This window comes from Burkholderia pyrrocinia, assembly GCF_018417535.1.
In the GTDB taxonomy this organism is placed as follows: domain Bacteria; phylum Pseudomonadota; class Gammaproteobacteria; order Burkholderiales; family Burkholderiaceae; genus Burkholderia; species Burkholderia pyrrocinia_E.
Genome location: NZ_CP070977.1, coordinates 489,584 through 509,219, shown reverse-complemented (window position 1 = coordinate 509,219; position 19,636 = coordinate 489,584). Strand labels below are relative to the sequence as shown.

Sequence of the window (19,636 nt, the reverse complement as noted above, 5' to 3'; positions counted from 1 at the left end):
CCTCCGTTACGCGAGCATGTAGCCCGAACCGCGCACCGTCTGAATCATCGGGTTCGCGCCGGGCGGATCGATCTTCTTGCGCAGCCGGCCCATGTGTACGTCGATCAGGTTGGTACCGGGATCGAAGTGATAGCCCCACACGGCCTCGAACAGCATCGTGCGCGTGATCGTCTGGCCGGCGTTGCGCATCATGAATTCGAGCACGCGAAACTCGGTCGGCAGCAACGGAATCTCGTCGGCGCCGCGGCGCGCGCAGCGCGAAATGAGGTCGAGCTCGAGCGCACCGACCTTCAACAGCGTCTGCTGCGGCACGCCCGACGCCTGCCGGCGGCGCAGCAGCACCTCGATGCGTGCGCTCAGCTCGCCGGAATCGAATGGCTTCGTCAGGTAATCGTCGCCGCCCGCGCGCAGCCCGCGGATGCGCTCGTCGACGTCGCCGAGCGCGCTCAGCATCAGCACCGGCGTATCGATGCCGACCGTGCGCATCGCGGTCAGAATCGCGAGGCCGTCAGCGCCCGGCAGCATCCGGTCAAGCGTGATCGCGTCGTACGATGCGCTCATCGCGCGCATCATCCCTTCGCGGCCGTTGTCGATCCAGTCGACCTCGAACCCGCGCGCGGTCAGTTCGCCGACGATTTCGTTCGCGGTCACCACATCGTCCTCGACCGTCAGTACTCGCATGCCTGTCCTCGCAATGAACTTCATGACGGGCGCACGCCATGCGCCCGCGGCTATCGTAGACGGCGCGGTCGCCGTCCGGCGCTACATGAAGATAGATTCATCCGGCGCCGGGCGCGCGCTCGTGAAACATGTTTCATCCGTGCGTCGCCCACCCCGTCGTGCGCTCCGCCTACGCTGACGTCATGCGGCATCGGGCCGCGAACACAGGAGCCACCGAATGAAACTGTCGACTATCGTCGCCTGCATGCTGCTCGCATGCGCGAGCACCGCAGCGTTCGCGGCGCCACACCTGACGCCTCAGGAATGCAATGCCTACCCGTTCGTTCACACGGGCCACGAAGTCACGCGCGCGGACCTCGTGCGCGAGCTGACCGAACTCGAACAGGTCGGCTACGATCCGGCGCACGCGAGCCCCTACTATCCCGACGATCTCGACGGCGCGAAGCATCGGCTCGCCGCCGAGTACCGTACGGACTGCACGCATGCGCTGACGGCGGACGCGGGCTCGCACTGACAGGCTCGCGCAACGCGGCGGGAATAAAAAAGGCGGCACTCGCGTGCCGCCTTTTCTTCATGAACGCACATGGATATCGACCACTGCGCCGCGACGCCGCTCAGCGCGACATCATGTTCATGCTGACGTTGTGCATCACCCACAGCGTGCCGACGATCAGGATCGCCGCGGTCAGCACCGTGTAGCTGAATGCCATCACGTTCCAGCGCTGGCCCGACGAACCGTTCATGTGCAGGAAGTACACGAGGTGCACGACGATCTGCACGAACGCGAGCACGGCGAGCGCGATCAGCGACGCATGCGGCGACAGCACGCCGCCCATCACGAGGCCGAACGACGCGGCCGTGAGCAGCACCGACAGGATGAAACCGGCGACGTAGCCGCCGACACTGCCGTGCCCTTCTTCGAGTTGAGACGAATGCGAATGGGCCATTTAGATCACGCTCGCGAGATAGACAAAGGAAAACACGCAGATCCACACGATGTCGAGGAAGTGCCAGAAGAGGCTCAGGCACGTCAGGCGCCGCAGGTCGCGATCGGTCAGGTCGCCGCCGCGGAACACGATCTGCCCGGCGAGCACGATCATCCACAGCAAGCCGGCCGTCACGTGCAGCCCGTGCGTGCCGACCAGCGTGAAGAACGCCGACAGGAACGCGCTGCGCTGCGGGCCGGCGCCTTCCGCGATCAGGTGCGAGAACTCGCGCAGCTCCATTGCGAGAAACGCGGCGCCGAGCACGAACGTCACCGCGAGCCACGCGAGCAGCGCGCCGCGCCGCTGCTTGTAGGCAGCGAGCATCGCGAAACCGTACGTGATGCTCGACAGCAGCAGCGCGGCGGTTTCCACCGCGACGCCCGGAATGTCGAACAGGTCTTTCGCGGTCGGCCCGCCCGCATACTGGTGGCCGAGCACCGCGAACGTCGCGAACAGCGCCGCGAAGATCACGCAGTCGGTCATCAGGTACAGCCAGAAACCGAACACCGAATGCGACGGCGGATGGTCGTCGTGCTCGAGCAGGGTTGCGCTCAAGGTTTTCTGCAACATCAGTTGGCCTCCAGTTCCACGTCGTCGACACGCGCGGCCACGCGCTTGGTCGGCTGCTTGTCTTCGATCTTCCGCACCGTCGACGCGGGGATGTAATAGCCGTCGTTGTCGCGCGAGCTGTAGATCACCAGCGTCGCGACGATCCCGACGAGCCCGGCGATCGCGAGCCACCAGATGTGCCACACCAGCGCGAAGCCGAGCACCAGGCTGAAAATCGCGACCACGAGACCCGCGCAGGTATTCGACGGCATGTGGATATCGCGGATCGACGCCGGGTTCGGCCGGCCTTCGCCGCGCGCCTTCATGTCCGCGTACGCGTCGAGCGTGCGCACCTGCGGGATCACCGCGAAGTTGTAGTCGGCCGGCGGCGACGAGGTCGCCCACTCCAGCGTGCGACCGCCCCACGGGTCGCCCGTCGTGTCGCGGTATTCGGGCAGGTTGCGGTTGCGGATGCTGACCACCAGTTGCAGCAGCTGGCACGCAATGCCGATCGCGATCAGCACGGCGCCGAACGCGGCAACCAGCAGCCACGGATGCCAGGCCGGGTTGTCGTAGTGATTGAGCCGGCGCGTCATGCCCATGAAGCCGAGCACGTAGAGCGGCACGAACGCGACGTAGAAGCCGACCTGCCAGAACCAGAACGCGGCCTTGCCGAGCTTCTCGTTCAGCTTGAAGCCGAACGTCTTCGGGAACCAGTAGTTGAAGCCCGCGAGATAGCCGAACAGCACGCCGCCGATGATCACGTTATGGAAGTGCGCGATCAGGAACAGGCTGTTGTGCAGCACGAAGTCCGCGCCGGGAATCGCCATCATCACGCCGGTCATGCCGCCGAGCGTGAACGTGACCATGAAGCCGATCGTCCACAGCACGGGTGTCGTGAATTCGATCCGGCCGCGATACATCGTGAACAGCCAGTTGAACACCTTCACGCCGGTCGGGATCGCGATGATCATCGTCACGATGCCGAAGAACGCGTTCACGTTCGCGCCCGAGCCCATCGTGAAGAAGTGATGCAGCCACACGAGGAACGAGAGCACCATGATCGCGCAGGTCGCGTACACCATCGTCTTGTAGCCGAACAGCGGCTTCTTCGCGAACGTCGCGATGACTTCCGAGAAGATGCCGAACGCCGGCAGGATCAGGATGTACACCTCCGGGTGACCCCACGCCCAGATCAGGTTCAGGTACAGCATCGCGTTGCCGCCGGCTTCGTTCGTGAAGAAGTGCATGCCGAGGTAACGGTCGAGGCCGAGCAGCGCGAGCGTCGCGGTCAGGATCGGGAACGACGCCATGATCAGCACGTTCGTGCAGAGCGCGGTCCACGTGAACACCGGCATCTTCATCAGCGTCATGCCCGGCGCGCGCATCTTGATGATCGTCACGAAGAAGTTCACGCCGGTCAGCAGCGTGCCGACGCCCGAGATCTGCAGTGCCCACAGGTAGTAGTCGACCCCTACCCCCGGGCTGAACTGCAGCTCCGACAGCGGCGGGTAGGCGAGCCAGCCCGTCTGCGCGAATTCGCCGATCACGAGCGAGATGTTGATCAGGATCGCGCTGACCGCCGTCATCCAGAAGCTCAGCGAGTTGATGAACGGGAATGCGACGTCGCGCGCACCGATCTGCAGCGGCACGACCAGGTTCATCAGGCCGACCATGAACACCATCGCCATGAAGAAGATCATGATCACGCCGTGTGCCGTGAAGATCTGGTCATAGTGGTGCGGCGGCAGGTAGCCGGGCGCGTTGTACGCGAGCGCGAGCTGCATGCGCATCATGATCGCGTCGGCGAAGCCGCGCAGCAGCATGATCAGCGCGACGATGATGTACATCACGCCGAGTTTCTTGTGGTCGACTGTCGTCAGCCATTCCGTCCACAGCCATTTCCACCGGCCGGTGATCGTCAGTGCGGCGAGAATGCCCAGCACGGCCAGCCCCATGAAGGCGCCGGCCACCATGATGATGGGCTGATCGAACGGGATCGCCGATAGTGTGAGTTTGCCGAACATGCGTTACCCCTTCGTGCCGCAGGCGGCGTCCTTCAGGTCGAGGACGTGGCCATCGTTGTATTTCGCGATGATGTTGTGGAAGAGCCGCGGATCGACCGACGAGAAGTAGCGCACGGGCGCCTTCTCGCTCGGCTGCGCGACGGTGCCGTACACGGTCGCGTCGAGCCGGTCCGGCGACGCCTTCACCTTCTGCACCCATGCGTCGAACTGTTCGCGCGGCTCGGCGAGCGTGCGGAACTTCATGTCGGAGAAACCGCGGCCGCTGAAGTTGGCGGACGTGCCCGCATAGTTGCCGGGCTCGTCGGCGATCAGGTGCAGGCGCGTCTGCATGCCGGCCATCGCGTAAACCTGGCCGCCGAGCTGCGGGATGAAGAACGAGTTCATCACCGAATCCGACGTGATGCGGAAGTTCACCGGCGTGCCCACCGGAATCGCGAGCTGGTTCACCGACGCGATGCCGAGTTCCGGATAGATGAACAGCCACTTCCAGTCGAGCGCGACGACCTCGACGTCGATCGGCTTTACCGACGACTCGAGCGGCTTGTACGGGTCGAGTTCGTGCGTGGTCTTCCACGTAAGCACGCCGAGGAACAGGATGATCAGCGTCGGCACAGTCCAGATCACGACTTCGATCGCGGTCGAATGCGACCAGTTCGGCGCGTAGGTTGCGTTGCGGTTCGATGCGCGGTAACGCCACGCGAACCATAGCGTGAGCAGGATCACCGGCACGACGACGATCAGCATCGCCCAGGTGGACGTCGCGATCAGCGCCTTTTCGGCAGCGCCCACGCTTCCTTTCGGATTTAGTACATCTAAATTACAGCCTGACAGGCTCAGTGCCGCGCCGATTGACATCAGCGCCGACCAGCCTCTTGAAGCTCTTCTTTTCATCACACAGCCCGAGGGTCATTGAATCCGTTTGCGTATGCCCGATGCGCATTCGATCCACGAAATTGGCCGAATCATACGTCGCGCAAGTGCGATGAAAAACCGGTGGATGCGGCAAATCATCATTGCAAAATCTGCCGTGAGACACATTGTCGCGGGGCAATTTCACGCAGCCGGAAGCGGACCCGGCGCCGCATGCGCCGGACCGCGATCGATGTGTGCGCAACGACCGTATCGCCGTGCGATGCGCCCCGCTCTCGCGGCGTGCCGCGATCAGCCGTGCGTCGAGGCCATGTACGACGGCTGCGCCTGCACGGGGCCGTCCGCTGCCGGCACCTTCGAATGGCTGGCTTCGTCGATCAGCTTGCCGACGGTCGGATCGATCGCGTCGGTGAACGGTTTCGGATCGATGCCGACCGCCAGCACGATCAGCGCGAGCGACGCGAACATCGCGATCTCGCGACGGTTCAGGTCGGCGAGCTTCGCGATCCGCTGGCTCGCGACCTTGCCGAACACGACGCGCTTGAGCATCCACAGCGTGTACGACGCGCTGAGGATCAGCGTCAGCGCCGCGATTGCGCCGATCCAGAAGTTGAAACGGATCGCGCCCATGATCACCATGAACTCGCCGACGAACCCTGACGTGCCCGGCAGGCCGACGTTGGCCATCGCGAACAGCAGCGTGAAGGTCGCGAAACGCGGCATCACGCCCGCCACACCGCCGTACGCGGCGATCTCGCGCTGCTTCGTGCGATCGACGAGCACGTTCACGCACAGCAGCATTGCGCCCGCGACGAAGCCGTACGACACGAGCTGCACGATCGCGCCTTCGACGCCGATCCGGTTGAACAGGAACAGCCCGAGCGTGACGATCCCCATGTGCGCGACCGTCGAGTACGCGAGCAGCTTGCCGAGATCGGTCTGCGCGAGCGCAATCAGGCTCGCATAGACGATCGCGAACAGCGACAGCGCGATCACGGCCGGCGCGAAGAAGTGGCTTGCGTCCGGCGTGATCGGCAGCGCGAAGCGCAGGAACCCGTAGCCGCCGAGCTTGAGCATCGCGAGCATCAGCGCGGCGCCCGTCGGGCCGTCCGTGTACACGTCGCTCAGCCACGTGTGGACCGGCCACATCGGCACCTTGACCGCGAACGCGGCGAAGAAGCCGAGGAACACCAGCAACTGCGGTGCGAAACCGAGCTGCAGCGTGCGCCACACGGCCATGTCGAACGTATGCGATTGCGCGTACAGGTACAGCATCGCCATCAACAGCAACAGCGAGCCGGCGAACGAGATGAAGAAGAACTTCACGGCCGCGTACACGCGGCGCTCGCGCCCCCACGTGCCGATCAGCAGGTAAAGCGGGATCAGCGTCGCCTCGAAGAAGATGAAGAACAGCAGCCCGTCCTGTGCGACGAACACGCCGACCATCAGCCCCGACAGGATCAGGAACGACGCGTAGTACTGCGCGACGCGCACCGTGACCGACTCCCACGACGCGACCACCACCACGAGCGTCGTGAATGCGGTCAGCACAACGAGCCACAGCGACGCGCCGTCGATGCCGACCCGCCATCCCGAATTGAACGCCGCCAGCCAGTTGCGGCTTTCGACGAACTGCATCGCGGCCGAATGCGCGTCGAAACCGGCGACCAGCGGGACGACGACGGCCAGCCCCGCGAGCGCGCCGACAAGCGCAATCAGGCGCGTCCGGCGTGGATGAAGGTCGGAACCGGCGCGCAGCAGGCACGCGCCAAACAGGATCGGAACCCAGATGGCCAGGCTCAGGAAGGGAAAATCATGCATGTCAACAAGGCCTTGAGGAGGTCGCGCACTGCATTGGGGACAGGCGAGACGAAAGGAACGAAATCAAATCGACAGATAGATTTCGTGAATCGCTAGTGTCGGCAAAATGTAAAACGGCATCACGGGAAAACTTGATGCCGCTCAAGCGCAATCGGGTTAACCAGCATAAGGCGATTGATTATTTTCTGCAGCGCAGCAGAGCGTCGATTTTCGGCGCAGGCGCAGAATGCTGATTTTTATGGGTAATTTTTTGTATTGCGCGGAGAGGAACACCGACAAAATCGACGCAGCGCCGCAATTTTGACGTCGGCGCTTCATTTCGGAGGGCCGGAGCACGATGGTTGATGCTGTGCAGAATGGCGATCGCGCGGTGCCTCCAGCCTTACATCAATACTTTCATTTGTATTTCTATTGATCTTGCTCGATGCATGTCGAGCGAATGACCGCTCCGCCGTTCGGCGTCGCGGCAGGCGCCGCATCCTTCATGTTCCCGGCCGCTAACGCTGATGACTCAGACGGTCCCATACGCGCATCGTCACCGCGCGATAGTGGTCGTGTTGCGCGGGAAAATGGACGAAGCGGCTGTCGCGCGTGGCATAGACCGGCGATGACGCGAGCGTCATCGCATCGACGATATGGCGCGCATCGATCATGCCGGACTGCAGCAGCTCCACATAGATCGCCTGCTGGTCGCCACCGCTCGCGTAGACCGACGAACGATCGCCGAAACTCTCGATGCGCGCGCAGATGCGCTCGACCAGATCGCGCATCGGCGCCACGTTGCGCACGCCGATCATGCACGAGTTGATCGCCCAGGCCGTGTGATCGGTCCCGATCACGAAGTCGCGGCCGTCGATCGTGTTGTCGACGGACTGACTCTGATCGATCGCCAGGATGTCCGCATCGACCCAGAACACGAACGCGTGATGCGGCAGATGTTCGCGAATCAGATGCAGCTTCGCCCAGTTCGCATCGATGCCGCCCGGCAGGAATGCCGGCGCCTCGCGATACCCGTGGTACGCATAACCGTGCCGCGTGCAGTAGCGAACGAAGTTCTCCTCGTGCAGGTCGCCGTAGCCCGCGATATGCGATGTATGCAGGCTCACGAACGCAACACGCGCCTGCGGATTCACATGCCGCTCCGCGTCGCGCGTTCGCTGCTGCGCGGCACGCCAGTCGTCCATTGCGTGCGGGCGATCGCCGCGCTGGTACCGTTCGGCATCGTCGACGAGCGCCACCACATAGCGGAAGTCGTAGTCGGCAGCCGGCGCCCAGACGCCCTCCACCTGCCGCCACTCGGGCGCCTGGTGCGCCACGAGCGGCCGAGCGCCGGCGATCGAATCGATCGCGATCCCGTCGCTCCAGACCGTCTGGGCTGATGCGAAATAGCCGTTCGCGAGCGGCACGTCGAACGGCAGCGGCGGGAAGTACTCCGCAAGCAGCGTCGCCTCGCACGCGTGTTGCCGCTCCGGAAGGCGCATCGCCCACGCGCCGAACTCGACCACCAGCTTGCGCAACCGCTCCCGCACGTCGGGCACGTTGCGGAAGATCATCCCGCTTGCGGCGGGCAGCGCCGACGTCGGCGTCTGCGTGGTGACGATCGCATCGTAACCGCGTGCGACGTCCGGCAGCGTGTGCGGGTCGAACACGACGGAGAACGGATCGAGCACGAGCAGCAATGCGCCCGGCTCCATCGCGACGAGTTGCGCGATGATCGCGTGGTACTTGTGCAGGACCTGCTGGCGCTCGCCATACACGTGCGTGCCGTCGACCGTCGCGTGCCGGTAGCCGTGCAGCCGCGCGTAACGGTCGTGGTTGTCGACCAGTCCGTCGACAGGTCGATGAGAGAGGACAGTCAGAACGGAATGCGGGCTTGCCAAGAGCATCACCTTGAGTCGCGCCAAGCGATACGCGATATGTAGCGCATTACCGCCGCTCAAGTCGAGCACTCATTGCTTGATTTGCTGTCCCGACCGAGTCCGTCCGCAGATGCGATCCGGCAGAATCGAATGTTTTGCGCGTGGTGCGCCGGAAAAAGAAAAAGCCCCGCAAGTCCGAGAACTTGCGGGGCTTTGTCACCGCTTTTGGCGGAGACGGAGGCTGCCAAACCCAAGCCCAAGCCGATCCATTTCCATCCAAACATCTTCCATAAATTCAAGCACTTGCACTATCCAGACATCCAATTTACGCTAGCACCTTCCAACCCCATCCAGCGTTTGCTGATGGGCTGAATGATGGGCTAGAGAATCAATGCTAACCGACAAACAAGCAAAAGCACTGAAGCCGGACGACAAGCCAGTCTTTGATGGAAAGGTCACAGGACCGCTTCTGACTCCGTCCAAATCTGGATGCAAATGGACCTTGCGCTTCACCAGCCCGGTGACGGGCAAGCGACGCGACGCCGGCCTCGGCGCCTATCCCGAAACGTCGATCGCCGAAGCCCGCGAAAAGGCGCTTGCCATGCGGAAGCTCATCGACAATGGCGAAGATCCGATCGATCAGCGTAACCGCGAGCGTGAGGCTGCCACAGTCGCAGCAGCCGCCCTTACGTTCGAGAAAGCCGCGCGAAAGGTTCATGAGGAACTCAAGCCCGGCTGGAAGAACGAGAAGCACGCAGCTCAATGGATCAGCACGCTCGAAACTTACGTCTTCCCCAAACTGGGAAACCGCAAGCTCGAAGCAATCACCCCGGGAAACTGTGCAGACGTGCTTCGCCCAATCTGGCTGACGAAGGCGGAAACGGCCAGCCGCACCCGGCAGAGAATGCATGCCGTCATGCAATGGGCGTGGGCACACGGTCATATTGCCGCCAATCCGATTAGCGTCGTGGATCATCTGCTGCCCAAACAGTCTGGAAAGCCGGAGCACCAACCAGCAATGCCGTGGCAGCAAGTGCCCAAATTCGTCGCTACCAATCTTGCCGAGCACAAGGCCGGCGACAGCACCCGTGCCGCCCTCCTATTTCTAATTCTAACGGCGACTCGTAGTGGCGAGGTTCGAGGTGCGATTTGGGATGAATTCGATTTGCATGCAGGTATCTGGAACATTCCGGCCGCTCGCATGAAGGCCAAAGAACCGCACCGGGTTCCACTTTCGCAATACGCACTGCTACTCGTCAAAACCATCAGGGAGCATCAGTTACACGATACCCTCGTCTTTCCGTCCCCGCGCGAGAAGGTATTGAGCGATATGACGCTGACGGCACTGCTTCGCCGCGTTAAAGCAGAGAGCGATACTCCCAGCCGATTCGCAACCGCCCACGGCTTCCGGTCCAGCTTTCGGGATTGGGCTAGCGAACACGGATACGCACGAGACCTCGCCGAGCGCGCGCTCGCTCATACCGTTGCGAACAAGGTCGAAGCTGCGTACCACCGCACCGATCTGTTAGAACAGCGACGTCCACTCATGGAAGCATGGGCGCAGCACGTTTATTCCAATTGACACTGCCGGAAGATGTAGGCATACCGACCTGTACGTGACACGTTGGCCACGTGCAGCATCAACATGCTCCATGGGTGCCAGCTTCGATATAGAAGTAACTGTTTACTGCGCACATTGTGGACCGAGCTATGCGGTCCCTTTGAAGCGCGACCGATCGGCCAAACCATTGGCAGTTGCCCACGCGTCCACTGCACCCTTCAACCTCTCCATATACTCGTCACTGGATGCGAACACGGCGTTGGCAAAAGGTTCATGCTGAGCGCTATTCAACAGGTCCGACAAAAGGCCCTGAACTTTTGCACCAAGCGCGCCGTCTTCTTTGATAGCAAGGTACGCATTGAGTGGCTTATCTTTCGAAACTTCGTCTCCCCCCAGGTACCGCTCAAAATCTGGCACACTCACCCGATGTCGGACAGCAACGTTGGCGGCACGAGCCTTCAGAATCTCGTCGCGAATCTTCGCGTTTTCTGACCACATTCCGTTTGCAGTACCGTCGCGTTTAAATGGTGGATCAGCATCGTGGACGACGCCGAAATCCATCTTGAAATGGGTAAGAACTCGAATAAGAGGCACAAGAATCGCCTTCCCACGCGCTCGCACGACGGTAACCCGATCGATATGGTCATGTTGACGTTCCAGTATCGACGCGATGAAGGCTGCGTGCTCCGTATCGCCCTCGACGACGATAGGATATGATCCGAAAAATATTTCGGCCAAGCTTGGGTCCACGTGTTGAAGCGCCTGCAGCCTCTTCTTTTCGTCCCCTTGGAACTCTATAAAGTCCGAGCGGTAGGTCTTGGGGGTGATCACTCCCCCATTATCCTCCCCCCCACGCTCCAGTCGGATAATCGTCGTATGGTCGACGAGAGGGTTAATAAAATACGGGGAGTGAGTAGTCATCATCACCTGCCAGTCCGCGCTCTCCGCAAGCTTATAAAGGTGTCGCTGTGCTGCGCGGGCTGCCATTGGATGAAGTGCGTTCTCTGGCTCGTCAATCAGCAACAGATAGCCCGGAAATGCGGGATCGTCCGGACTTTCCGGGATAGCGCCGCCATCGTTAAAGGCGGCTATCCGAGCTTCAATTTCAGCCAGTTTATCGAGGTTCGCTCCGGCCTTTTGCTGCGCCTTCTTTTCGTCAGCGAGTTCCTTTGCTAGCCTTTTACCATGTGCTTCTCGAAGCTCTCTATCTCTCGTCAGTTCGTTATGCACCTGAAGCATGGCCCAAAAAAGTGCTCGCTGTGCACCAGTGCCTTGCTGAACCAACGATGTGTCAGCTTTTCCGTCCTTGATTCGGAGACCAGATCCTTCCTTGACTAGCCCTTCAATCTTGGGTGCCCAAGGTGCAGCAGCGATATTCAATCGCACATCGAGTTTCGGAAAAATCCCCTTAAACCCTTCTGTAACCTTCTCGGCGATCTTGTTGAAATGATCCTGATGATCGGCGCTCAATCCATTGATGTGCGCAATCACGGATGCAAGCGCCTTCGCCAAAGGCGAGTCTGAGGCAGCTCGCTCTTGCTCAATAACGGCAAGGAGAGGTGTCAATGCAAGAGTCAAGAGCTTGCTTTCCGTACTCTCCGCGTCGTCCAACGATCCAATCCGAAGTACACGTGGCAACCTTGAGTTGAAAACCGGGTCTGCACCACCGGCCTTTCCGTCCTCTGCCCAATTGTCAATCTCCGGGTCCCAAGTAGATCGTGAGCGCTGAAAATCCGGCGCCGCCCATTGCCAGCGGCTTCGGACTATCAGCAACGCGTCCCTTTCTATTTTCCACTTCTCGTGAACATTCCCGATATTCTTAGGAATATGAGCCTCAAGTTCTATCTCTGATGGTTGATCATCAGCGGCGGACTGACATCGATCACGTGCTATATCAAACGACTGCGCTCCCTTCGCCAGCTCATACGCTCGAAGTATGGTGGATTTTCCGGAATTGTTCCGGCCAACAAGACAAACAATGTCGTCGAGTTCAACCGTGATGCCTTCGTTTCCGATGCAACCGATATTGCGCACTGTCATGCGCACGAGCTTTGATCGCGTGGTCACATTTCCCCCGGGAATGTTCATCGTTTTCAGCAAGCAGCCATGGTCGAACTGGCGCCGCCAATTGTCAAGAGCAATGATGGTTACTAGTGAGTTGCTCGTCTCTCAGGCCAGCATCCTAGACACCAGTTACTTGATCACTCATAGAACCATGCTCAAGCATGATTCGGTTCGATCGTCACTTCATCCTCACGCTTACGTGGCATAAAAGCCCTCCTCGGTCATAAATTTATACCTCGCACACAAAAGATCGGAGAGATTCTCATTGATGATTGACGATTTCCTTACACCACCAAAATTCTCCGCACTTAGGCTCGCCCCTCCCATTCAAGGTTTTTTTAGATAATGCATACCCAAATTGAGGGATATACGCTCGATACGATAACCATGCTTTCTAAACAAATTAATTGCCCACGTTGATTTTCTATAGCATCGAGCATAAAAACTGGTTCCTTTCACATGCCGCCCCTCTTCAAACTGAATCATTGACGACGCGACACCACGCTGCCGGGCGAACTTAGATACACTGAGCATATAAATCTCGATACTAGATGTATCAGGAGGCGTTTCTGGCGACGAGAGCAATAGCCCGACAGGCTTTCCGTTTTCTTCTGCCAGCAACGTCGTAATTGAAACAGGTTCAACAAAGTATGTTCCATCCGGCCGAAAACACTGCCGAACCATGCAACGCTTTGTCAGCCACTCTTGCCACATGCGCGATGTAGATACATGAGGCTGCCCAGAGAAATGGCCACCTGACACTCCTTCATCATATTGCTGAACGATAAATGAAAGATCACCCAACGTTGCTTCACGGATAGTAACATTCATCGTTCTTGACGGATTCTAAAAATATACAACTCACTCGGCACCAGAACTCTTCCGCCCGTGGTGATTCAGCGACGTTCGTACGAGTTTCTCCATCGCCAAACGAGTTAGTTTGGTCTATTCCACTACCTTCCCATACTACCCAACTTTTAGGCAACGGAAAGGGTCGACTATCGTTCGTATGAGAGATTTTGGGCTGATGGATTTCACTGTCTGCACCCACTTTACTGGACCTCTAGCTCACGCCCGGTTGGAGCATCGGACATAACCCGTTGGTGCCATGTTCGACTGATCGGAGTCCCGCCACTACCGCTCAGACGGCGAGATTGGTCCGCGCATGGGATTTAAGATCCTCAACCTTAAGGCGTGCCGGTTCGACTCCGGTTCCGGGACCGCCACTCTGGTCCAACAGTCCCAATAAACCGACTGTCGACGCCGTTTGCCAATTTGATTTCACGGACTGGAGCGCAGGCTACTACTGGCACGAAAAATACGCTCCTCCAGGGCGCCGAATCAGCGCCCTCGTTCGTGCCGAAACGACATGGCCGCAGCCACCGCAGTATCGACTCGTACTGCATCCCAGTCGATGCTCAGAAACGACTGTTCTCCATCGCCCCAGAACGAGAGCTTGATCTGTCCAGGGGCAATGCGCGCGCTCGCCCACTGAAAAACCTTCCCGTCATCCAAGTGCATGCCGGCCAGAACTTCACTAACAAGTCGCTCAGCCCGGCGGTTTGCGTCTTCCCACCCACGGTCGTTTGCCGCTCCGACTGTCCACCTGCGGTAGGCGTCAGATGGAAACCGAAGTGTTCCGATAACATCTGCATTCCATTCGACAAAGGTGTCGCCAACCGTAATCTTGGCAGTCCAATCACCGCAACCCCTGACGCCGCAATCGCAGCGAGCAATCACGGCGCGCCCACCCTGAAGCAGAGCATGCTGCTCGAAGAAATCTATTGGATCGAGTCCTATCGCTGGGCTTAGGCGATCAATGATGTCCTCGCCATCAATGACGATCCGCACTTCATGATCATTGGTTTCTGGAGAGGCGAGCGCCCGAAACGCCAACGATCGCACCAAACTTTGCATCCGAGAATCCTTCAATATAAACACTCGGTCGGGATGTCTTGTGCGTCGCCATCCGGCCAACGATCAAGCTGTGCATCGCACCAACTCGTTCGCCATCCGAGCCGGTGCCGGCGAGCAAGTAACCGCACTTCTTATGTCAGGGCAGGCCATCCTCTCTCTCGCTGAAGACAGCGGCTAAGGACCGGTCTGTCTCGTCCATTATGCGAGCTCTTCCCCTTCCGGAATCGGCGAACGCCCTGTCCCACTGATGAAACGTTGTAGCCGATCCCAAGCTTCCAGATAGCGATGCTTGGGGATTGCGGCCAGTTGTTCGTCATGCACGACCAACACGCGCTCCACGCCTGCCAATTCGTCACCCTGGAGCGTCCACACCTCGCCGCTCTCGGCCCGTGCGATACAGGCATCCAGCACAGCCTCGGCTCGGCGGTAGAGGTCGAGATCCGACCCAGACGCAGTCTCGCTACGCATGTAGAACGCCAAGTAGACGACGCGCAACAGGCAAGTGACCTGATCGCAATTTCCGTTTCCTGACCGAACCGCGGCTAGCGCCATATGGTTCTCCAGCGACAACGATCGCACCTTTTCAGTGGACAACGGCAACAACATCTCTTTCGTTAATGCTCGCCGACCACCGTGCCGTGTTGTGCAGCGTTTCACGGAGTTTCCCTTCTCTTTACAATCTATATCGCATTGCAATAGCGATCTATTTTGTCAGTCAAAATATCGAATCATATCCTCGCATGCACCACTGATCGCATCAGCGCTTTCTTACCGATCTGCGCGATTGGTGACGAAACCCTGTTGAGCCGCCCAGAGCACAATGTCCTGCTTCTGGATCGCAGCAGCCATCAACTCCGGAAATCGATCGGGCGTGCAGGCAAAAGCGGGGATACCCAGCGCGGCGAATCGGGTCGCGTTCTGATGATCGTAGCCAGGCGCACCATTGTCGGCCAGCGCAAGCAGGCAGATGACGTTGACGCCCGCAGCCTTGAGCGCCGCGGCACGTTGCAGCATCTGTTGTTGATTCCCGCCTTCGTATAGATCGGTGATCAGCACCAGAATTGTTTGCTCGGGACGGTTGATCACCTGCTGGCAATAGCCCAGTGCACGGTTGATGTCGGTGCCGCCACCCAGCTGTACGCCGAACAGCAGGTCTACGGGATCGCTCGTTTCGTCAGTCAGATCGACGACATTGGTGTCGAACACGACCATGCGGGTACGCACGGCCCGCAGGGATGCCATTACAGCCGCGAACACCCCCGCGTAGACCACCGATGCAGCCATCGATCCACTTTGATCGACGCAGAGAACGACGTCGCGCAACGCCGAACGTTTTCGCGCATAACCGACCAGCTTTTCCGCAATCACCGTACGCCGGTCGGGCAGATAACGCGAAAGATTCGCGCGGATGGTGCGATGCCAGTCGATTTCACTCAGGCGCGGCCGGTGGTTGCGTTCCGCGCGGTTGAGACTGCCTCGTATTGCCTGGCGCATCGGCTCGGCCAGTCGTCGCTCTAGTTCCTCGACCACGCGCCGCACGACCCTGCGCGCTGTGTCACGGGTTTTGGCCGGCATCACGCGCGACAATGACATCAGGCTCGCAACGAGATGAACGTCCGGCTCCACCGACTCGAGCAGTTCCGGCTCCAGCAGCATCTTGCGCAAGTTCAGACGCTCCAGCGCATCCTGCTGCATGACCTGGACGACGGGCGTCGGAAAGAACTCGCGAATGTCGCCCAGCCAGCGGGCAATATTGGGGTTGCTGGCACCAAGACCGCCCTGACGCTCGCTGTCATATAGCGCGCCAAGGGCACTATCGGCACGCACCAGGTCTGTGGGGAGTGTCGCGCCGCAGCTGTCCTGGGCATCACCGCCCAGGACCAGGCGCCAGCGTTGCATGCGGTCGGTTTCGAGATCTGTGTTGATGCTCATGTCATTTCCCAAGGATCGCGGCAAGCACCGGCAGGACACGGACGGCCCGCGCACGGTCAAGTTCGACGACGGCGGCTGCCTCCACGGCAGATGCATCGAGCCGTCGGACCTTGCCGCCCATTTCACGCCGCTCGGCAGCCTGGAAATCGGCAAATGCGCGGCGCAACAGTGGCAAACGCTCGAGAAAGACGTCGTGAGCGAGACCGGCAAGCCATGTATCGATGACACGCCAGAGTGCGTCGTGTTGCAGCAGCAACAGCCCGCTTCCGCGCAAAAGTCCGGTCAGCCAGCCGGTGGATGCCGCCGGCGATACGACGGCGGCAAGCGCCAATCCTGCCTGGCGCGCAACTTCCTCGGCGTCGATACGGTGACGGTCGAAAGCGAGACGCAGTGCGAATCCGCGCACTGTCGGGGCAACGGTGCCATCCGCGGTCAGCCTGACCAGGCAATCGAGCCATTCGTCCCGTAATGCCGCAATGCCGAGGGTATCGAGCGAGTCCTGCACGCCGTCCATATGCACCAGCATTCCTGTGGCGGCGGCCTCGTCGATGTTGCTTGTCGCGGCAGGGAGACCGATGACGATACGTTCGACCAGTGCTTCGATGATCGGCTGCAGATCAGTGACGGTGGTCCCCCGCACGTCGCCGTATCGGACCACACGCACCAACGGCAACAGTGCCGTCATCAGATGCACGAGATCGGCCGCGACAGCCGCCTGCGTCTGCACGCAGGCCAGCAGGGTATCGATTGCGACGGGCAATCGCGCCAGCACGGCCTGGTCGAGCATCGCGGTCAATCGCGGCAAGTCGGCGCCCGAGCGCGCGATTTCGCACAGCCGATGCGTTGCCGCATCCACGATCGTGTTGCCGTAGCGACTGGTGGCAATGAGCGCAACGACCATGTCCGGACGCCAGCGCAGTTCCCACGCCTCGCGAAACGTGCCGGTGCGGTTGTTGTCTCGCAGCAGCGTGCCCCAACCCACGTCGAGCAAGTTGAGACGATGCAACAACACACTGCGCTGTCGACCGCCCTCTTCGCGCAGATCGAGATCGATCTGCTTGATCTCGGTCGTGGGTTTGAGCCGTACGCGCTTTTGACATGCCTCCAGGTCGCGCTGTAACGGTGCGGCGGCGACGGATTCGGGCACCGCGCCCAATCGATCGCCGACTTCCAGATTGTGGCGAATCAAGGCCAGCGGTTCGACCTGTCCATGACAGAGTACGGTCATCATCGCTTCACGGTGCTCGGCGAGCCCCGGCAGCGGCAGCCCCCGCATGGCGGCAAGCGCGTCTGCCAGGCGCACCGTTTCGATCACGCTGGCAGACGGCACGTCGAGACCTTCAGCACGCATCAGTCGCGCGCTCTCCGTTACCCAACGCAAGCCGGCTGAGTCCGGGCTCTGCCACAGGTGACGATACCAGCCTGGCGATTCAACGCCAGCACCGTAACCTCCGGTATAGGCCAGGCGGTCGTCACTCCACGGTACCCAGGTCGCTTCGGTCCGAGTTTTCGGCAAACCCTTGAGGAGCGCCGTGTCGTCCTTGATCTTGGCGGCCTGGGTCAATGCCGGTATGTGCCATGCACCGCACACGACAGCGACGTTTTGATAGCCGGCTTTTTGCGCTTCGCGTATCTGTTTGCGCATATGGGCTTCACGTCGCGCTTCGCGCACCGAGGGCGCCGGCGCATGTTCGCGCAACGCGGCCATGGCCTCCTCGATGGCCGCGAACAGCTCGCCTGCGTCGCGGCGCTGTTCGACTTCGATCTCCCACCACAATTCGTGATCGTCGTAGCCAGCGGCGCGAGACAATTCACCGATCGGGTCCATCCGCCATGCCGGCGGCAATTCTTCTTCCGGCGTCTCCGACAACCCGCGTTTCCCGGATTCCTCGGTTTCCCCCGCTGCATCGACGGCACCGTCAGCGGCCTCTGGCATCGCTTCGGCCACCTCCCGTTCCCGGGCGATGGACTCGGCGAAACCATGCGCGGCCGGCAGGTCCATGAACCACAGCGGTACGTTGCGTGCCACGGCATGACGCATTGCCTGCCATTCCGGCGAAAACTCGGCAAACGGATAAAACACCCCCAGCCGCGGCGCTTCGGTCGGGTAGACCAGTAGCGCCACGGGTGGCTGCATCGCAGTATCGCCCGCCCATCCGACGATGGCGTCCGCTTCCGGCGGCCCTTCGAGCAATACGATATCGGGCTGTTGCACCGTCAGCGCCGCCGCCAGCGCGCGTGCGCAACCGGGGCCATGGTGGCGGATGCCGTAATAGCGAACCGCCATCAGGCCACTTCCATACAAGCGCGGTACAGGTCCTTCCAGTCGTCGCGCTCCTTGACGACCGTCTTCAGGTACTCCATCCAGACCAGCTTGTCCTGTACCGGGTCCTTGACGATCGCTCCGCTCAGGCCAGCTGCCAGATCGGCGGCACGCAATACGCCATCGCTGTAATAGCCGGCCACGGCCATGCCGTGGCCGAGCACCGAAATCGCTTCCGCGGTCGACAATGTGCCGCTCGGAGACTTGATTTTGGTCTTCCCGTCTTCGGTCACGCCGTTGCGCAATTCGCGGAACACAGCGACCACGCGACGCACTTCCTGCAGCGCAGGCTTCTCGGCCGGCAGCGCCAGCGCCCTGCCCAATTCGGCGACGCGGCGGCTGACGATCGCGACTTCCTCGTCGAACGTCTCCGGCGTCGGCAGGATCACGGTGTTGAAGCGGCGCATCAAGGCGGACGACATCTCGTTGACGCCACGGTCCCGATTGTTCGCGGTCGCTATCACGTTGAAGCCGCGCTGGGCCTGCACTTCGATCCCGAGTTCCGGCACCGGTAGGGTCTTTTCCGACAGGAGCGTAATCAGCGTGTCCTGCACCTCGCTCGGCACACGCGTCATCTCCTCCAGCCGCGCCAGCTTGCCGTCGCGCATCGCGTTGAGCATCGGGCTGGGCACCAGCGCGCGCTCGGACGGACCTTCCGACAACAGGCGCGCATAGTTCCAGCCGTACCGCAATGCCGTTTCATCCGTGCCGGCCGTGCCCTGAATCAACAGCGTGGAATCCCCGCTAATCGCCGCGGCCAAGTGTTCCGATACCCAGCTCTTTGCCGTGCCCGGGACGCCGTAAAGCAGTAACGCGCGGTCGGTTGCAAGCGTGGCGACGGCGATCTCGATCAGGCGACCGCTACCAATGTATTTCGGCGTCACCTCGAAGCCATTGTCCAGCTCGCCGCCCAGCAAGTAAGTCTTGACTGCCCACGGCGACAACCGCCAGTTTGCTGGCCGTGTACGCTTGTCGTCGCGCGCCAGTTCAGCCAGCTCTTCGGCATATTGCGTTTCGGCGTGCTGGCGCAGCACGGTATTCAGGTT

General features: G+C 60.7%; 16 protein-coding genes. 2 read left to right on the top strand and 14 right to left on the bottom strand.

Features of this window, described 5'->3' with window-relative positions; translation table 11 throughout:
- Positions 1–6 precede the first annotated feature (6 nt).
- Complete coding sequence (locus JYG32_RS02340; RefSeq protein ID WP_072437049.1) at positions 7–681, bottom strand: response regulator transcription factor; 675 nt, start codon at positions 679–681, stop codon at positions 7–9.
- A 217-nt stretch (positions 682–898) separates the two neighbouring features.
- Here JYG32_RS02340 and JYG32_RS02335 point away from each other — a divergent pair, with 217 nt between their 5' ends.
- On the top strand, positions 899–1,195 hold the full coding sequence (locus tag JYG32_RS02335; protein WP_072437048.1) for a DUF4148 domain-containing protein: 297 nt from the start codon (positions 899–901) through the stop codon (positions 1,193–1,195).
- A 100-nt stretch (positions 1,196–1,295) separates the two neighbouring features.
- Here JYG32_RS02335 and cyoD read toward each other — a convergent pair whose 3' ends face one another.
- From cyoD to JYG32_RS02305, 6 genes are all read right to left on the bottom strand, one after another.
- Positions 1,296–1,628, bottom strand: coding sequence for a cytochrome o ubiquinol oxidase subunit IV (cyoD, locus tag JYG32_RS02330; RefSeq protein ID WP_011352504.1), 333 nt, complete (start codon positions 1,626–1,628; stop codon positions 1,296–1,298).
- Positions 1,629–2,237, bottom strand: a complete 609-nt coding sequence (cyoC, locus tag JYG32_RS02325; RefSeq protein WP_048248698.1) for a cytochrome o ubiquinol oxidase subunit III — start codon at positions 2,235–2,237, stop codon at positions 1,629–1,631.
- Positions 2,237–4,243, bottom strand: a complete 2,007-nt coding sequence (cyoB, locus tag JYG32_RS02320) for a cytochrome o ubiquinol oxidase subunit I (protein ID WP_213264524.1) — start codon at positions 4,241–4,243, stop codon at positions 2,237–2,239. The genes cyoC and cyoB overlap by 1 nt, the downstream gene beginning before the upstream one ends.
- 3 nt (positions 4,244–4,246) lie before the next feature.
- Positions 4,247–5,134 carry a ubiquinol oxidase subunit II gene (cyoA, locus tag JYG32_RS02315; RefSeq protein ID WP_213264523.1) on the bottom strand — a complete coding sequence of 296 codons (888 nt, stop codon included), beginning with the start codon at positions 5,132–5,134 and terminating at the stop codon, positions 4,247–4,249.
- A gap of 270 nt (positions 5,135–5,404) precedes the next feature.
- Positions 5,405–6,934: a complex I subunit 4 family protein gene (locus JYG32_RS02310; protein ID WP_213264522.1), complete on the bottom strand. Its 1,530-nt coding sequence runs from the start codon at positions 6,932–6,934 to the stop codon at positions 5,405–5,407.
- A gap of 497 nt (positions 6,935–7,431) precedes the next feature.
- Positions 7,432–8,820 carry a hypothetical protein gene (locus JYG32_RS02305; protein WP_213264521.1) on the bottom strand — a complete coding sequence of 463 codons (1,389 nt, stop codon included), beginning with the start codon at positions 8,818–8,820 and terminating at the stop codon, positions 7,432–7,434.
- A 364-nt stretch (positions 8,821–9,184) separates the two neighbouring features.
- Here JYG32_RS02305 and JYG32_RS02300 point away from each other — a divergent pair, with 364 nt between their 5' ends.
- On the top strand, positions 9,185–10,375 hold the full coding sequence (locus JYG32_RS02300) for a tyrosine-type recombinase/integrase (RefSeq protein ID WP_213264520.1): 1,191 nt from the start codon (positions 9,185–9,187) through the stop codon (positions 10,373–10,375).
- 126 nt (positions 10,376–10,501) lie between these two features.
- Here JYG32_RS02300 and JYG32_RS02295 read toward each other — a convergent pair whose 3' ends face one another.
- From JYG32_RS02295 to JYG32_RS02265, 7 genes are all read right to left on the bottom strand, one after another.
- Positions 10,502–12,454, bottom strand: a complete 1,953-nt coding sequence (locus JYG32_RS02295) for an ATP-dependent nuclease (protein ID WP_213264519.1) — start codon at positions 12,452–12,454, stop codon at positions 10,502–10,504.
- Between the two features lie 291 nt (positions 12,455–12,745).
- A complete protein-coding gene (locus JYG32_RS02290; RefSeq protein WP_213264518.1) occupies positions 12,746–13,249 on the bottom strand; it encodes a GNAT family N-acetyltransferase in 504 nt (167 codons plus the stop codon).
- A 510-nt stretch (positions 13,250–13,759) separates the two neighbouring features.
- The gene (locus JYG32_RS02285; RefSeq protein ID WP_213264517.1) at positions 13,760–14,335 is read right to left on the bottom strand and encodes a hypothetical protein; all 576 of its coding nucleotides are present in this window, start codon (positions 14,333–14,335) and stop codon (positions 13,760–13,762) included.
- Positions 14,336–14,533: 198 nt separating this feature from the next.
- Positions 14,534–14,941, bottom strand: a complete 408-nt coding sequence (locus JYG32_RS02280) for a hypothetical protein (RefSeq protein ID WP_213264516.1) — start codon at positions 14,939–14,941, stop codon at positions 14,534–14,536.
- Between the two features lie 162 nt (positions 14,942–15,103).
- Positions 15,104–16,267 (bottom strand): vWA domain-containing protein, encoded by a 1,164-nt coding sequence (locus JYG32_RS02275; RefSeq protein WP_213264515.1) that lies wholly within the window; start codon positions 16,265–16,267, stop codon positions 15,104–15,106.
- A gap of 1 nt (position 16,268) precedes the next feature.
- Entirely contained in the window at positions 16,269–18,554 is a 2,286-nt protein-coding gene (locus tag JYG32_RS02270) for a DUF5682 family protein (RefSeq protein ID WP_249744571.1), read from the bottom strand.
- A complete protein-coding gene (locus tag JYG32_RS02265) occupies positions 18,554–19,633 on the bottom strand; it encodes an ATP-binding protein (RefSeq protein WP_213265363.1) in 1,080 nt (359 codons plus the stop codon). The genes JYG32_RS02270 and JYG32_RS02265 overlap by 1 nt, the downstream gene beginning before the upstream one ends.
- Positions 19,634–19,636 lie beyond the last annotated feature (3 nt).

Excerpts from the sequence above, each read along its gene's own strand:
- cyoB (WP_213264524.1), bottom strand. The coding sequence starts at position 4,243 with ATGTTCGGCAAACTCACACTATCGGCGATCCCGTTCGATCAGCCCATC.
- JYG32_RS02280 (WP_213264516.1), bottom strand. The coding sequence starts at position 14,941 with ATGTTGTTGCCGTTGTCCACTGAAAAGGTGCGATCGTTGTCGCTGGAG.
- JYG32_RS02290 (WP_213264518.1), bottom strand. The coding sequence starts at position 13,249 with ATGAATGTTACTATCCGTGAAGCAACGTTGGGTGATCTTTCATTTATC.
- JYG32_RS02340 (WP_072437049.1), bottom strand. The coding sequence starts at position 681 with ATGCGAGTACTGACGGTCGAGGACGATGTGGTGACCGCGAACGAAATC.
- cyoA (WP_213264523.1), bottom strand. The coding sequence starts at position 5,134 with ATGAAAAGAAGAGCTTCAAGAGGCTGGTCGGCGCTGATGTCAATCGGC.
- JYG32_RS02275 (WP_213264515.1), bottom strand. The coding sequence starts at position 16,267 with ATGAGCATCAACACAGATCTCGAAACCGACCGCATGCAACGCTGGCGC.
- JYG32_RS02300 (WP_213264520.1), top strand. The coding sequence starts at position 9,185 with ATGCTAACCGACAAACAAGCAAAAGCACTGAAGCCGGACGACAAGCCA.
- JYG32_RS02310 (WP_213264522.1), bottom strand. The coding sequence starts at position 6,934 with ATGCATGATTTTCCCTTCCTGAGCCTGGCCATCTGGGTTCCGATCCTG.
- JYG32_RS02305 (WP_213264521.1), bottom strand. The coding sequence starts at position 8,820 with ATGCTCTTGGCAAGCCCGCATTCCGTTCTGACTGTCCTCTCTCATCGA.
- cyoC (WP_048248698.1), bottom strand. The coding sequence starts at position 2,237 with ATGTTGCAGAAAACCTTGAGCGCAACCCTGCTCGAGCACGACGACCAT.
- cyoD (WP_011352504.1), bottom strand. The coding sequence starts at position 1,628 with ATGGCCCATTCGCATTCGTCTCAACTCGAAGAAGGGCACGGCAGTGTC.
- JYG32_RS02270 (WP_249744571.1), bottom strand. The coding sequence starts at position 18,554 with ATGGCGGTTCGCTATTACGGCATCCGCCACCATGGCCCCGGTTGCGCA.
- JYG32_RS02285 (WP_213264517.1), bottom strand. The coding sequence starts at position 14,335 with ATGCAAAGTTTGGTGCGATCGTTGGCGTTTCGGGCGCTCGCCTCTCCA.
- JYG32_RS02335 (WP_072437048.1), top strand. The coding sequence starts at position 899 with ATGAAACTGTCGACTATCGTCGCCTGCATGCTGCTCGCATGCGCGAGC.